Below are 14,409 nucleotides of genomic sequence, written 5' to 3'. Positions count from 1 at the left end.
CTCGTGATGCTTGCTTGTTCAAGATTATCCCATGCTTCTTGTTCACTCTTGACACACATGTATAACACCACCCTTTCATGTCAACTCACACGCCAACCGTATTCTTCATCATTATAAGTTTGACTTCAATCATTTGTTCTAGATATAAGTAAAGGTTTCTTAACACCCCTATAATATAAAAATGCCCCACCATGGGACACATTGTGAAGAGGTGCGGTTGGGAACTGTTGCTTGTATAATAAATCAGTTGTTTAACAATCGTCAACAATTCATTCTTATCACCACTTTAAAATATTTCATTAATTATTTATTGACCACAAAAAATAGTTAGAGTGAAACATAAATAAAGGTGATGTTCATTCAATTCTGAATGAACATCACCTTTTTCAATATATATCAATTTCACAATATTAGATCATTAGTTTTTCAGTGGCTTCCTAATTAACGGCGAGTTTTTTCTTTCTCTTTTTCAGCTATAGTCTACTTCAATTCTTTATGACGACGAATATATTCACTAACATCTGAACTATCAACACCAGGCAATGTTTGCTGAACATAGTGTACATTTTCAGACTGGCGTGCAGATTTATCAAGATTGTCTCGTGTACGTTTCATATGCCATCACCTCTCCTATAAGTATACATCAATAAGCTTCTCAGCGGTAGACTCATCAATAATCATCCGAGATCCACCGCTCATCTTAGCACCCATTTTATGTTTATAGTATGCCACCAGACCTGTTTTAGCATCGAATGCAATAAATCCATCATGACCAAGATCTATGCTCCGCTTACAACAAAAGGCGAATAGATGTATGCCGATATTATCAAATATCTTCTCGAATCGATTATGTGGCGCACTTTCAATTAATAACATAAAAACATGATTTTCTTTTCGTTCTAAAGCAATAGCTCCTTGTATTCGGTGTTTGTCAAGATAGTTGTCGCATGCAGCTCTTTTCCTAGATTAGCTACTTATTCGATTTAACTTCGTTTTCGCTACCATGCCCAGCTTGCTCTCCCGTTAATGATAGATTGAAATTTCAATCCACCATTAACGCGTGATTACGGCCATAAGAATGTACCACTTCTGTCATCTTTTTTACCAGTGATTGTCACAAGCTTACCACTTGTTGCCAACGCATTTACCAATGGGGTAATATTTAAAATAACGTGGGAAAAAAATCCTAATTCCTGCTTTTTTTGGCGAGGAATTAGGATTTTGATCTTGAACAATCGCGCCCGTTTCTGGAATAGCACTTCCCTGTGATAATGAGAAATGCCATGCGAAAATATTTATCTTTTATATTTATTGCTACCGGGTAATGCTTTAATAATATTCCAAGCTTCAATTGCATCTTCTTTGTTTTTATTCTTATTGTTTGGATCCGCAAAATAATCCCTTGTAAATTGATTGTATTCAAATTGTGAACCTAGTTGTCTTTTATATGATGGGTCTTTTTTTCTTTCTTCTTCCTCGTACCATGCATCAACAACATCCCGATATGTTTTTCCTACATTTCCCTTAAAATAATTTTGAATATATGTAGAGAAATGAAATTTTGGAATTACTGATTTAAAGAAAGCCCTAACTACCTGACTACAACGATGGTTTTCTGTAATAATCGCATCAAAACTTAACTCTTCCAGTTTTGTTTCTTGCGAGGAAGAACTTCTCTTCCTTATTGGCTTTTGTATTTCCCCTGTTTCAAGAAATATAGCAATTCTGTCTGTAATCTCAATTTTAGATCCAGATGCACTCATACCATGTTCTCTGCAAAAATTTTGTAATTCCTCTTTCAACCAATAAAAGTCTCGAAATTCATTTTCTAATTTAGGTCTCACTTTATACCTTACCCCTATTTCATATTCTATTTAGTAAACTGGCCCGTTAGCCATACATGTAGCGCAAAATCAGCGCTACACCACAGAGGATGAAAATGTGTACAGAACGGGTATTGGATACTACGGCCGGGAGAGGAAGGTCGATCAACTATGGTGCCATAGAGCCCATCAGTTAGTTGAACAAGAAACTCGATTAGCTCCATCCGCAAACTAACGATTTCATCGCTGAACGAGCATGTATACGCCACACACACCAGGTTAACATAACGCCAGAGCCTGGAAGTATTTAATTTTATTACTCAATACGAAAAACTGCCATGTAAAGGCAGCCGATACTTAAACTAAAACAACCCTTTAGTTACTTCTCTTTTGGCACGGATTAGTGTACTTTTAGAAATCCCAGTTATTTCTTTTACTTGCGTGTAGGAATCTTTTTCAATTGTTGTAAAGCGTATGCTACTTGCTTTTTGGTTATTTTTTCGGTCTACCTTCACGGTAATCAGGATTCTATTTTTCGTTTGCGTGTGAAAAGTAGTAAACCTATTAAGAACAATATTGTAAATATGATAAGGTAGCTTGTTAAACCAGTTATTGTAGCCATTGTAGGATTATCATAGTATGAAGTTTTATCCACAAAATACATACATAAGCGATATGCAAAGGCACCGGGAATAAAGTAGCCTTGCGATGCTCCAATAAAGAAAACAGATACAAAGCCATAAATCACACCAAGTACGCTGGTTACAATAATATTTCTTGACAGATTGATAACGATTGCTCCAGCTACAATGGTAATTGGCACTAGCAGTAAGACTTCAAGAAAATATCCTTTTGTAATATCAATAAAACTTGTAGAGCTAGTTGTAATTTTTCCCATGCCCATGAGAATGGGGAAGAAAACTACAAGAAACAGGTACATAAGCCCAGCAAATGCAAAGGCAATGATCATTCCAACAATAATTTTTGAAAAATACAGCTTTGTTTTTGAATAACCATAAGTAATCCAGTTGATGTAGGTTTGGTTCTTATACTCCTGATAGAACAAAGAGCCAATCAATATAAATACCACCATAGGAAAGAACATTGAAAATTGATTGTTGATGAAAAAAAACAGATCATCAAGAGGTTTTCCGCTTCCATTTAGGAACAGTCCCAAGCTGCCAGTCAGTACTGGAATAAGCGTTAGCAGCAGCAACATAAGCAAAAACCATTCTCTTTTGAGTTTGCGAAATTCATTTATGATTAAGATTTTCATTATGCATCCTCCTTTTGATCAAAGGTCATAATGTCCTCATACAGCTTTTCTAAATCCTGTTCATTTTCAAAAGTGTTCTGCATGGTTTTGATGATTTGCCCGCCACGAATAAAAATAAATTCATCTGCAATCGCTGCTATTTCGGTAAGATTGTGACTTGATACCAAAATACAATGTTGCGGGGATTTCAGCTTATCTCTAAGCAAAACGCGAATCTCTTTAATCCCCATCGGATCAAGCCCATTGGTCGGCTCGTCAAGAAGCAGATATTTAGGCGTGCCCAGAAAAGCGCGGGCAATTCCTAAACGTTGCTTCATACCAAGTGAGAGCTGGGAAAATTTCTTTTTTCTCGCTCCCCATAAATCTACTTGTTCCAAGGCACTTTGAATATCTGGCTGTTGCAGTTTCAGATATTGTGAATGAAGCTTTAAGTTCTCCACGACAGTCAGATTGTTATAAAAGGCAGGGTATTCAATCAGACTACCAAAATCACGGCTTGATAATAGTTGATTATCCGAGGTGATTTTTCCGGAGTAGGCAGTTAGACCAAGCATAGACTTGAATAAGGTTGTCTTCCCTGCACCATTCGGGCCAAGAAGTCCATATATTTTTCCGTCATTCAATTGTAAACTGATGTTATCCAGCAATGTATATGCCCCTATAGTCAGGCTAACATTTTCAATATTTAGCATGAAACGACACCTCTTTTCTTTCATTGTGTAATTAGAAAAATGGCATAGGTGACAACGTAAATCATTAATGAAATCCCTGCCCATTTTGCATTGTTTTTCAGTCCTTTTAACCCGTCTTTTAATAGACCGCTAACAGCAGCCAGTAGCATAGAACCTAAAGCTAACATGGCAATCACCAAACAAATGTTGCTCAATATATTCTCATCTCCTTTCCTATTGCTTTTATCATACCTATAAAGATTATGAACTTTTTAGGGAAAGTCTAAGGATAGTGTAAGGATTAAAAAAAGAGCTGCGTTTTCGCAGCCCTAAATGAAAGTATGAAGTTGTACGATTACCATATAGAGGATTCTTTTAAAAAAACTATAGTTATTGAAAAAATTTTGTCCTCTAATGAAGCCGTTATATTGCCACCCGTCTTTTCAATCAGTTTTTTTGCAATTGCTAATCCTAACCCAGTTGTTTTTTTATTTCTAGATTTATCGGTTGTATAAAATCGGTCAAAAATATGGGCAATATCTTCTGCCAGAACGGTATTGGAATGATTGGAAAATGAAATATAATATCCTTGGTTTTCCTGTTTAGAGTTGATGACATAACTTCCTTCGCCATAAAGTAAAGCGTTATATATGACATTAGAAAACACTCGTATAATTGCCTCCTTGTCGCCCCAAATAATAAATGGTTCGTTAGGGATACTAATATCTGGAATAACGCCTTTCTTATCAAAATCACCGTAATAAGTGGCAAGCGTATCACGTAAAACATTGTTTAAATTGACTGGCTCATTGTTTAACTCCAACTCATCGGCTTCAATTCGTGCAAATTCAAAAAGTTGGTCAAGCAACTTTTTTACAGCAGAAATACGTTCCTCGGTTATCTGGACATATTCCAATTGTTCTTCGGACAAATCCTGTTCTAAAAGTAACTGAATGTATCCGTTGGCAGTAGTGAGCGGGGTGCGTAAATCGTGCGATAAACTGGTGATGGTTTCACGAAAAGCATTATTTTTATTTTCTATTTTGTGCCCCGTGTTTCGGTATTTAGCTAACAATGCATTGAGGCTTTTAATGAAAGTAATAAATTCTTTATTCGATGTACCTAAAGTGATTTCCTTTTGAGTATCTCGTTGCTCCAAATAAATCAGTTGTTTTCTTACCTCTTTAATCTGCCGTCTGTGTAGTATCAGTGCAGAAAGTAAGTAGACACAAACAATAGTTGCAATAAACGAATAGGTTATCAGTATCATAACTTGCCCTTTTCCGAATTTTTAATATCAAAATGGCAGAAAGTAGTTCTTGCCACAGCAATAGATATTATAAAATACAAAGTAATTGTAACAATGATGCGGCCAATATTGTGTGGGATTTGTTCTATTTGCAGACCGTTTGAAAGCCCTACAATCCAATATTGATATAAAGGATATGACATATCCAAAGCTGTTCCAATCTTTGTCAAATGCAACCATAGCACTACAAGTAGAAGATAATTAACACAAAAACTTATCGTGCGATTGCGCAACAAATAGCAGACCATCAAAACAAAAGTAGTATAGGCGCCAAAGGATAAAAACTGTATGGAAAGATATGTTCCTATCTCAAAAACAGGAATGCCTACACCAGAAATATTAGCCCACATAGTAAAGATCACAGCATAGGCAAAGACAAGGCATATTACAAAATAAAGCATCATTGCATACAAGCAAGACAAGAGCTTCCCCCAAAATATTGCTGTTCTTTTCACACCCTTTGACAGCAATACAGGGTATAATTCTTGCTTAAAGTCACTTGTTACATGAACAATCAAAAATAATAATAAAGGGGAAATCATACTGTAATCTGAAAATAAGTATTCTGTAAATTCTGCAACGGAGGGGGTGACGAGGCTTCCTGCTTTTTCAGGTACTCGAACATACTCGTAATTGTAAGATATGGCCAACGCTAAGACAAAAAATAATGCGAGGGATAAACAAACAATAAACATTTTGCTCTTGCGAACACGATAAAGCTCGCTTTGAAAAACAGCAATCATCCCTTTTTCGCTCCCATCAAATTTGTAATGTATATTTCTTCATCTTCCCCAGTAATAGAAATTTCATCAACTATTATACCCGCTGATACCAAACTGGTATTAATAAAACCAGATTTATCCATAACCCCAAATACACGAATTGTATCATCTGAAAGAATTTCGTATTCAGGACAAATTTTTTCTAAAATAGAAGTTGCTTCTGTCGTTTGTTTAGTGCGGATTTTCACACATCGATTGCAGCGCTCTGAAAGCACTATTGTCGTGAATTCGTCAATAATCGTTCCATTATTGATAATTCCATAGCGAGTAGCTATTTTGGAAACTTCTTCATAACTTTGTCCCGTCAAAAAAATTGTAAGGTTTTCTCTTTTGGATAGGCGAAGTAAAAAATTTGAAATGAAACTTTTTTCGATTGCGTCCAGTCCGCTTAAGGGTTCATCTAGTAGCAATAAATCTGGTTTCCCTAATAGTGCAACAGCAATACTTAATTTGCGTTGGATCCCAAAGGGAAGCTTCCTCACTTTTTTTCTTTCAGTTATATCTATATCTACTGACTTTGACAGTGAGGTTATAGAGGAAGCAGACACAATTCCAAACGCTTTTGCATAGTACTCCAAATTCTCTGCAATGGTGAAATTCATATTAAGGGCTGGCATTTGCGGAACATAACCTATTCGGGCGTATTCGCTTTGAACATCTGTATTATCAAAGAATGTAAAACTACCAAAGGTCGAAGCGATAGAACTCGTCAATACTTTTAATAGTGTGGATTTTCCCGAACCATCGCGACCTAATAAAGCGTAAATGTCCCCAGCCTTTACTTGCAATGATACATCCCTAATGCCATCAGATGACGCAAAAATCTTTGACAATGAATTTGTTTGTAGTATGGTAGGCACCACTTTACCCCTTTCAGTCTACTGCATTTTGAAACCCAATCCCCATACCGTTTGAATATAGGTTTCATCAGGGATGACTTTACTGAATTTTTTTCTTAAATTACCGATGTGGACATTGATGGCATTTTCTTCTCCTTCAAAATTCTCATTCCACACGCTTTCGTAAATAATATTTTTTGTAAATACTCTGCTAGGGTTTGTCATAAGTAGCTTCAAAATTAAAAACTCATAGCGTGTAAGGGAAATTTGCTCATTTTCAATTTTAACTTCCAAGGTTGTACTGTTCAAAGTTAGATCCTTAAAATGCAAAATTTCTTCCGATGCTGTATTTCCTTTTTGATATCTTCGTAACACGGCTTCTATTCTTACAAGCAATTCTTTATTATTGAAGGGTTTCGTAATATAGTCATCTGCTCCATGACGAATAAGATTGACTTTACTTTCGGTATCTGTTTTTGAAGAAACACCGATAACAGGTGTATCTGAGGACTCCTTTATCTTTTCTAAAACAACTTCTCCGGATATGCCAGGCAGCATTAAGTCTAGCAAAATTAAATCAAAGCTCTGTTGCTTTAATAAGAGAATGGCTTCAGTTCCTGAATATGCTGTTGTGGTGCTATAACCATTTTGAAAAAGTAATTTTTTTATCATGTCGCTAATTAGCGTATCATCTTCTACGATTAAAATATGTGTCATACTTTCAACGCCTGTCTTTGCTATTTTGTTTTACAGTCAGTTGAACAACAGTTGCCCGGTTAATAAAACTATTCGAGACTTTTTCGATTACGCTTATTTTCAATCATCGCCCTCGTTAATCAATTTTTCTTGGTCCAAAATGATATGAACCCTATAAAAGATATCGTTCTGTTTCCTTTATGGATTGTACGTATCTGTTACAATCATTTGGTTTTTATCTATTGTCTCTTAAACCCTTAAATAACTTTACCATAACAAACCATATATTTCATTTCACTAACCGACCCTTAATTATTAATGGTAAGCGTTGAATATTTTATGAATGAAGTTGTATATAATGTGGGGTGAAATTTTTGATGAGGTGCTGTTAAGCGGAGTATTTACTGTCCAACTTTTATTGCAGTGGCTTTACTAATTACCAATGATTTATTATCTTAGATTTATACACTTTACCTTTTTACCATATGTAGAACTCTCCTGCCTTTTTCCCTGACTCCATTGCAAACTGACCGATAAGGTACTCATATGCATCACCTAATACATCGCCCTTTTGCAATGCGGCCATGTTCAAGTCTGCAAACAGTAAAATAAGTTTCTTAATATTTTTACTACGTTCGTTTAAGTCGCTACCTAAAGCAGTATTCGTTAAATCAAGTGTAGAACTTGAAAACAATCCTTTGAAGTCATTCGAATCACCAGACACAGCAATCGTACGTTCGAAATCATTCAAACTATCCGTTACTTTTTCAACTGCAAAACCTCCTAAATTGATGTCTTTTAACCAAGTCTGATAGAGATATTCAGGTGAAACATAATAGCCGAGTGTAACTTGAATCATTTTATCTAGTTCTACACCGTATTCTTCTATTGCCTTAGTATATTCCTCAACCAATTCGGATTCAGTTATTTGCCCTAAACCACTGCTCATTTTGAATTTTTCTAACGTTTTATCACTCAAAAACTTATAGAACATCAAACCAAGCATATAATCTTTGTAACGGCTGGCATCCATTGAACCACGCAATTCATTTGCCCCGTCCCATAATCTACGTTTAATTTCTTCTGATGTAATCACTTTGTATCCTCCATTGATGTTTTACTTCTCAGCTCAATCATATTACGTTAACTCAGTACGACATCTATCCTAACAAAGGGGATTCTTAAATTTCGAGTACCAGGTTCTAAAATGATTTTACCATCTGAGCCCTCCTACAAGGAAATCCTCTGCTAACTCTTATTTATTTTTAATCTTCCATCTTCAGGTTTTTCTGCATCTTTAGGTATTATCCAAAACACTCCTACTTTAGAAGCACCTTTGATTCTATCTTCCGCACAAAGAGTCTGCACTCTCCGCTTTGATATCCCCCATTTTAAAGCAGCTTCGTTCGCAGACATATAATCCATGAAAAAACTCCTTTCCATCATATACTCCAATAATATTCCTAACCGCGAATAAAATCAATTTAAAACTACCTACCATCTGTATGAGATAATCGTCTTTTCGCGTAAAAGTAAGTCCCCGGGGGCAAAAAATCCCCCGAAACATTAGTCCGAGGGAACATAATACACATTTCAATATTCAAGTGAAATCAACCAAACCTATTGATATCAAGCTATTCAACTTACCGCAACGGTAGCTCATGAATCCTTCTATTCTTGTGCCCTTGTTGAATGACTCCGTTGTCGGCTCTATTTCCGCTGTATTCAATTCTATTTTCCTCACTATGCTATAATCTAGATATGCCTGATAGGAGGGGAAAAGATGGCCCATATTCACTATATTGAGTGTAATACTACGCACGCGAGCAATTTTGTTATTGATGTTCCCGTGGGCTATCACTGGCTCCTTGTAATCACCAAGACCCCAGCGCAATTCTGGGTAAATGGCGTGCTCAAGGAATATCCTGCTCACAGCGCAATCCTCTATAGTCCATCGCAGAAAGTCTATTATCAGGCCTGCACCGATCATTTCGTCAATGACTGGATCCGTTTCGAATCCAATGAACATTATATTACGGAATCTCCCCTTCCGCTTGGGGTTCCCTTTGCCCTGGGTGACCCGGAATATTGCCACAAGCTGTTTGAACTGCTTGTCATCGAGCATAATTTTAATCGGAATTACAGAGAATCTTCCATCGATTATTTGCTCCGGACGCTGTTCAACAAGCTTTGGGAATCCTACTTCCAAGATGATATTACACCTCAATACTACAAATTACTGAAACTGCGCACTGCTATTCAAACCAACCCGGACGATTACTGGACAGTATCGAAAATGGCGGATTTTCTTCAAATCAGTCCAGGATACCTCCAGAACATCTACAAAAAAACGTTTGGAATATCCTGCATGGATGACGTTATCAACAGCCGGATTCGCATGGCAAAAGAATACTTAATTCACAACGCTCAAAGCATTGCTGAAGTGGCTTCCCGGTGCGGATATCAAAATGTGGAACACTTCTGCAGGCAATTCAAACGAATGACTGGGCACACACCCAGAAATTTTCAGAAGCATGCAAAAGGTTAGTGTTCGAACAGCCTACTAGATCATGAACTTAAAGCAAAGGATACAGGTACTGACTATGAATTCAATGTGTTACGGTTTCAACGAGGGTTCAACTTTTAAAGGGAACGGCTATAAACCTCCAAATTCACACACATGGGGACCAGGTGTCCGCGATGTTTATGCCCTGCATTATATTGTAAGCGGAAAGGGCTATTTGAAGACATGCCATTCTACTTTTTCTTTAAAAACAGGCGAAAGCTTCATTATTTTTCCGCATATGGAAGTGTATTATTATCCTGATCCGCTAGATCCGTGGGAGTATTTTTGGATTGAATTTAACGGGCCCAAGGCCTCTCGCCTATTGTCGATGATTAATATTGCGCCTGATCATCCAGTCGTGGAGGCATCTCCGCAAGATTTCAAGCCATTGTTTCATATGGTCGAGACCGTAGGAATAGAGCCGTTCGAAAGAGAGCGTTCGGATGCAAGACTGCATCTTTTATTGTCATATTACATGGAGTATTACCCAAGTGACAAATCTTTTCTCAAAAAGGACTACGTATTATCAGCGCGGGAATACATTGAAAGCAACTTTTGGAAATCTTCATTATCTGTTCTGGATGTAGTGGAATTTGTGAAAATTGAGCGTAGTTACTTGTTTCGGTTATTCAAGGAAACAAACGGCATATCCATTTCTGGCTATCTAACCGCCTTCAGGATTCAGCGCGCCTGTGAATTATTGATAAATTCTCAGTTATCTATAAATTCATTGGCGTATTCAGTCGGCTACCAGGACCCGTTATATTTTTCAAAAATATTCAAAAAAGTAACTTCGTACACTCCGTCGCAATATAGAAAAACATATAGTTGAACAAAAGGCTGCTCTCCGCGCGTCTTCACGCACTGAGAACAGCCCTCCAAAGAGATCCTTAAAATCAGTTACTCAAATATACATTGTCCACGTACACAGAAGCTTGACCAGAGGAGTTGCTGGCATCAATGAATTGAATACCATACTCCCTAATATCAGCGGCATTGACTGTCGTCAAGTCCAAAGTCAGGTCGATGGTTCCGCTTTTACTTATCGTTGCCCAGCCGCTGTCGGTGAACGTGTAAGCGCTCCCGTGCTTGACGAACAATTTCACACCTAATCCCGATCCGTATCCGCCCCACTCCGAACCATGCACTGTCGCCTTCAGTTTGGTATGGGCGGAGAAATTCGCGTTGACGATCTTTGATACGATATGCTGAGAGTTCGGCGACATCGCAACATCTACTTGCAAGGAGTGCGTGTTCTTTGAACTCCAGGCTGTGGTTGACCAAGGGCCGCCAACAATGTTCGAGCCTGTCCAGCCTTCCGTACCCGATTCAAAATCCGCGTAGGCACTGGTAGTTGTTCCACCACCACCGCCGCCGGTAGAACCTCCCAGATATTGCTTCAGCCATTGCAGCGCCGGACGCTCCGTTCCGTTGGAATTCAGCAGATGCGTATTCGATATCCAGGTCTGACCCTGGATGTAGCCCCAAAGTGTCACGCCTTTTACCGCAGGATTCTCCCACAGCACCGGAAATTTCTCCTTATATCTGGCTAGCTGCGTGTTGTCATCTCCGGTTATATCCAGCTCGGAGACGTAGATGGGCAAGCCCGTGGCAGACAGTTTATTCAGCACGGTATTCATGGTAGAGACGCTTACCGTATCCATATTGAACTGATGGCACTGAATGCCGATGCCATCAATCAGGCCTCTGGCCTTCAGGTGATTGATAATCGTCACATACTGATCGGCCAATCCCGGATCACTAATAATTCCATATTCATTGATGTGCAGCTTGGCGTTCGGAAACGCCGCTCTGGCCTGCTCGAAGGACCAAATGACCCAATCCCAGCCAGTGCTTCCGTCGCCGCCGATGGCATTACGATACGAAGGCTTGGCATGCAGCGGCTCATTGACTACATCCACGAATGCAGACTGAGAATAACGTTGTCCCGCCGCGGAAATCCATGAGGTCAGCTCAGATTTCTGGTCTGCCTGCGAAAGGCCAGCAACCCATGAAGGCTCTTGGCTCCCCCAGACCAGCGTATGGAATTTGAAGGGGATGTTCTGACTGACCGCATAATTATAGGAAGTATCCGCACCGCTCCAATTCATGTTGTTACGTGTGCCTTCAACAGCTCCCCACTTTGTGGCATTCTCAGGCGTCACCTGATTCCAATAGGTGCCGAAGCTGGCAGGGACATCGCCTGCAATGATATTCCCCAGGAACTTTGGCCCATTGGTGAGCGCGGCGTTGGCGTTCCCCACCATCACGGACGAGAGCAAGACACCGACTAAGGCCAACCCGACTACGAACTTTTCAATTCTGGTTTTCAACTTAAATCATCTCCTTTTTCTTAATGGGTTCACCGTGGCTACTTACTCCAGACGTAAATAATCAAAATCAACAAAACCGCCTGCTGACTTCGATGCATAATTGAACAACGCAAACCGGTAGCCCATAAAATGGGGCAGCGTATAGGACATCTGAAGCGTATTGCCTGATGCTGTCCAATTACTGCCGTCAAGGCTGTAGTAAAAATAGGCCTTATCTGTCTGATTAGTGAAATCACAAACCACCTTCAGATAGACTCTGTTCTGGCTGACTGGCACATTTGCTACTTCAGTCATAGACCCGGAGCTGGCGTTAACCATCACAATGGACTTGGAATTGCCGGACATTTTCACACCCACGAAGCCGTATTTGGCCTGAAATGCGGCTAGACCGGCATAATCCCCGTCCTTCATTCCGCTTGTCTCCAAGGCAGTGATACCTGTACTTTTCGGTCCAAACGTTCTTTGGGTCAGCGTGTTTCGGGCATCCAGAATACTTGTACTCACTTTGCCTGTGGTCAATCGCATGAAGCCGGGACGCTGTGCCAGGGACCACTTCGCATTGTCGGGGTTGTGGTTCCACTGCCATACCTTGGCAAGGCCCGCTCCTGACGAAGCCGTTGCTGCAAACGACACATCGTCCACATAAAAGTTCATCAGGTCATTTGTGGCATCCGGCGTAGAACTGTAAGGAGTCTCAATAAAAATAAACGTTTGGGACCGATCCGCGCCAGCTGGAAGCGTATAGGTTCCCTGAATGGTGCCCCACTGACCTTTGGTTAGTGGGGTGGACCCAAGAATCGTAATGCCTGTGTAGCTTGGACCATTCTGGATGTCGAAGTTAAATTGCTTGGTAGCAGGGCCTGTGGTGTATTTAACCTTTGCCGAGAACGTATATACTGCGCCCGCTGTCACTTTCCCGGTGATATCCTGTTTAGGCCCCGCGCCTGTTTGTTGTCTGCCGCTGACAAGTAAGCTGTTGGAGCCGCTGTAGCGGTCTGCAGCAGTGGCTCCAACCGTTGCCGCATTGTTGTTGGTCCATGGACTGATGGCGTTCTCCTCAAAACCTCCGTTCACGATAAGCTCCGCAGAGGCGGAAGCCGATGGAAATTCATCGGACGCATACACCTTCTTCACGGGATAGCCTTCGGCTGGCATGTTCAGCGTCCGCGGCACTTTGCCGCCGGTTCCAAAGACCGGCCAGTTGTTGGACCAAGACACGGGAACAAGATACGGCATACGCCCGATTGCTCCGCTGTCCCTGAAGAGCATGGCATACCAGGATCCGGAAGGCGTGTCCACAATTCCCCCCTGGGCAATGCCTGAATCGTTAAGCGACACCTGCCCCGTATAACTTCCCGTCAAGCTGTTGGACCGGTAGGTCAATTGTGTGCGTCCGCTTCCCGAAGGCCAGCAGATCAGAAAAACATAATAATAGCCGTTGATCTTCTGGATATGCGCACCTTCGGCCTTCACAATGAAGTTCGAACCGGCAATATTGCTGGAGCCGGTAATAATGACCTGGTTGATCCCCCCGGACTTGATGGCTTTGGCATCCGCCGTCAGTTCGATCAAACTGATATTATCGGCGCCGTAGACCAGGAACACCCGTCCGTTATCAAACAGCAGCGATGCGTCATGATAATAGCTTCCCAGGACAGAAGAGGTCCATGGACCGCTCTCGATGTTGGCGGTCTGATAAATATAGGTTTTGCCGGTTGAATTGGAGCCAAAGGACACATAGTAGATGCCGTTGTTGTATCTAAGGCTGCTTGCCCAGGAGCCTTTGCCGTATTCATTCTGACCGTTGTTCAGAGTCTGCGTATCGCCGCTCGCATAGGTATCGTAGACGTAGTTCACGATTTCCCAGTTAACCAGGTCATAGGACTTCATGATTGGCACGCCGGGGTTCATATGCATGGTGGTGCTGGTCATGTAGTATACATTGCCAACCCTGATTACATCATTGTCCGGGGCATCGGCATAAATGAACGGATTGGTAAATGTCGAAGCGGCAACCGCAGAAGGATTGAGTATTAAGCCGATCAGCAACGGTATTGCCAACAAAAACATACCTGTTTTTTTAACCATAGTCATGTCCTCCCACTTTGGTTATA

15 protein-coding genes and 2 pseudogenes are annotated in these 14,409 nt (G+C 40.4%); 2 read left to right on the top strand and 15 right to left on the bottom strand.

All coding sequences use genetic code 11. The features are described from left to right. Positions 1–480: 480 nt before the first annotated feature. From AC1TO8_RS08670 to AC1TO8_RS08615, 12 genes and pseudogenes are all read right to left on the bottom strand, one after another. Positions 481–615, bottom strand: a complete 135-nt coding sequence (locus tag AC1TO8_RS08670; protein ID WP_482055163.1) for a hypothetical protein — start codon at positions 613–615, stop codon at positions 481–483. A 15-nt stretch (positions 616–630) separates the two neighbouring features. Then, positions 631–876 carry a hypothetical protein gene (locus AC1TO8_RS08665; protein WP_482055162.1) on the bottom strand — a complete coding sequence of 82 codons (246 nt, stop codon included), beginning with the start codon at positions 874–876 and terminating at the stop codon, positions 631–633. A gap of 419 nt (positions 877–1,295) precedes the next feature. Next, the gene (locus AC1TO8_RS08660) at positions 1,296–1,844 is read right to left on the bottom strand and encodes a DUF6434 domain-containing protein (protein ID WP_482055161.1); all 549 of its coding nucleotides are present in this window, start codon (positions 1,842–1,844) and stop codon (positions 1,296–1,298) included. 499 nt (positions 1,845–2,343) lie between these two features. Continuing rightward, the gene (locus AC1TO8_RS08655) at positions 2,344–3,099 is read right to left on the bottom strand and encodes an ABC transporter permease (protein WP_482055160.1); all 756 of its coding nucleotides are present in this window, start codon (positions 3,097–3,099) and stop codon (positions 2,344–2,346) included. Beyond that, complete coding sequence (locus AC1TO8_RS08650; protein ID WP_482055159.1) at positions 3,099–3,791, bottom strand: ABC transporter ATP-binding protein; 693 nt, start codon at positions 3,789–3,791, stop codon at positions 3,099–3,101. The genes AC1TO8_RS08655 and AC1TO8_RS08650 overlap by 1 nt, the downstream gene beginning before the upstream one ends. Before the next feature lie 20 nt (positions 3,792–3,811). Then, entirely contained in the window at positions 3,812–3,985 is a 174-nt protein-coding gene (locus AC1TO8_RS08645) for a hypothetical protein (protein WP_482055158.1), read from the bottom strand. A 140-nt stretch (positions 3,986–4,125) separates the two neighbouring features. Next, the gene (locus AC1TO8_RS08640) at positions 4,126–4,929 is read right to left on the bottom strand and encodes a sensor histidine kinase (RefSeq protein ID WP_482055157.1); all 804 of its coding nucleotides are present in this window, start codon (positions 4,927–4,929) and stop codon (positions 4,126–4,128) included. Positions 4,930–5,036: 107 nt separating this feature from the next. Continuing rightward, the gene (locus AC1TO8_RS08635; RefSeq protein ID WP_482055156.1) at positions 5,037–5,822 is read right to left on the bottom strand and encodes an ABC transporter permease; all 786 of its coding nucleotides are present in this window, start codon (positions 5,820–5,822) and stop codon (positions 5,037–5,039) included. After that, positions 5,819–6,694 (bottom strand): ATP-binding cassette domain-containing protein, encoded by an 876-nt coding sequence (locus tag AC1TO8_RS08630; protein ID WP_482055155.1) that lies wholly within the window; start codon positions 6,692–6,694, stop codon positions 5,819–5,821. The genes AC1TO8_RS08635 and AC1TO8_RS08630 overlap by 4 nt, the downstream gene beginning before the upstream one ends. A gap of 45 nt (positions 6,695–6,739) precedes the next feature. Next, positions 6,740–7,417 (bottom strand): response regulator transcription factor, encoded by a 678-nt coding sequence (locus AC1TO8_RS08625; RefSeq protein ID WP_482055154.1) that lies wholly within the window; start codon positions 7,415–7,417, stop codon positions 6,740–6,742. A gap of 466 nt (positions 7,418–7,883) precedes the next feature. Next, positions 7,884–8,492: pseudogene (locus AC1TO8_RS08620) on the bottom strand (type I restriction-modification system subunit M N-terminal domain-containing protein); the annotation flags it as partial. Positions 8,493–8,644: 152 nt separating this feature from the next. Next, positions 8,645–8,821 carry a helix-turn-helix domain-containing protein gene (locus tag AC1TO8_RS08615; RefSeq protein WP_482055153.1) on the bottom strand — a complete coding sequence of 59 codons (177 nt, stop codon included), beginning with the start codon at positions 8,819–8,821 and terminating at the stop codon, positions 8,645–8,647. Between the two features lie 358 nt (positions 8,822–9,179). Between AC1TO8_RS08615 and AC1TO8_RS08610 the strand changes: the two genes are divergently transcribed. Both AC1TO8_RS08610 and AC1TO8_RS08605 read left to right on the top strand, forming a co-directional pair. Then, positions 9,180–9,944, top strand: coding sequence for a helix-turn-helix domain-containing protein (locus tag AC1TO8_RS08610; RefSeq protein WP_482055152.1), 765 nt, complete (start codon positions 9,180–9,182; stop codon positions 9,942–9,944). A gap of 55 nt (positions 9,945–9,999) precedes the next feature. Beyond that, positions 10,000–10,794, top strand: a complete 795-nt coding sequence (locus tag AC1TO8_RS08605) for a helix-turn-helix domain-containing protein (RefSeq protein WP_482055151.1) — start codon at positions 10,000–10,002, stop codon at positions 10,792–10,794. A gap of 64 nt (positions 10,795–10,858) precedes the next feature. On the opposite strand, the gene AC1TO8_RS08600 is transcribed toward AC1TO8_RS08605, so the two are convergent. The 3 genes and pseudogenes from AC1TO8_RS08600 to AC1TO8_RS08590 all read right to left on the bottom strand — a co-directional run bounded on the left by AC1TO8_RS08600 (position 10,859) and on the right by AC1TO8_RS08590 (position 14,383). Further along, complete coding sequence (locus AC1TO8_RS08600) at positions 10,859–11,353, bottom strand: hypothetical protein (protein ID WP_482055273.1); 495 nt, start codon at positions 11,351–11,353, stop codon at positions 10,859–10,861. Next, positions 11,351–12,295: pseudogene (locus AC1TO8_RS08595) on the bottom strand (endo-1,4-beta-xylanase); the annotation flags it as partial. The gene AC1TO8_RS08600 and the pseudogene AC1TO8_RS08595, both read right to left, overlap by 3 nt. 42 nt (positions 12,296–12,337) lie before the next feature. Further along, positions 12,338–14,383 carry a beta-xylosidase family glycoside hydrolase gene (locus AC1TO8_RS08590; protein WP_482055150.1) on the bottom strand — a complete coding sequence of 682 codons (2,046 nt, stop codon included), beginning with the start codon at positions 14,381–14,383 and terminating at the stop codon, positions 12,338–12,340. Positions 14,384–14,409 lie beyond the last annotated feature (26 nt).

Source organism: Paenibacillus sp. Y859, from assembly GCF_056786405.1.
The sequence above is the reverse complement of the archived record's forward strand: the minus strand, read 5'-3'. Positions and strand labels throughout refer to the sequence as shown.

Excerpts from the sequence above, each read along its gene's own strand:
- AC1TO8_RS08650 (WP_482055159.1), bottom strand. The coding sequence starts at position 3,791 with ATGCTAAATATTGAAAATGTTAGCCTGACTATAGGGGCATATACATTG.
- AC1TO8_RS08665 (WP_482055162.1), bottom strand. The coding sequence starts at position 876 with ATGTTATTAATTGAAAGTGCGCCACATAATCGATTCGAGAAGATATTT.
- AC1TO8_RS08655 (WP_482055160.1), bottom strand. The coding sequence starts at position 3,099 with ATGAAAATCTTAATCATAAATGAATTTCGCAAACTCAAAAGAGAATGG.
- AC1TO8_RS08610 (WP_482055152.1), top strand. The coding sequence starts at position 9,180 with ATGGCCCATATTCACTATATTGAGTGTAATACTACGCACGCGAGCAAT.
- AC1TO8_RS08625 (WP_482055154.1), bottom strand. The coding sequence starts at position 7,417 with ATGACACATATTTTAATCGTAGAAGATGATACGCTAATTAGCGACATG.
- AC1TO8_RS08615 (WP_482055153.1), bottom strand. The coding sequence starts at position 8,821 with ATGGATTATATGTCTGCGAACGAAGCTGCTTTAAAATGGGGGATATCA.
- AC1TO8_RS08590 (WP_482055150.1), bottom strand. The coding sequence starts at position 14,383 with ATGGTTAAAAAAACAGGTATGTTTTTGTTGGCAATACCGTTGCTGATC.
- AC1TO8_RS08670 (WP_482055163.1), bottom strand. The coding sequence starts at position 615 with ATGAAACGTACACGAGACAATCTTGATAAATCTGCACGCCAGTCTGAA.
- AC1TO8_RS08605 (WP_482055151.1), top strand. The coding sequence starts at position 10,000 with ATGAATTCAATGTGTTACGGTTTCAACGAGGGTTCAACTTTTAAAGGG.
- AC1TO8_RS08635 (WP_482055156.1), bottom strand. The coding sequence starts at position 5,822 with ATGATTGCTGTTTTTCAAAGCGAGCTTTATCGTGTTCGCAAGAGCAAA.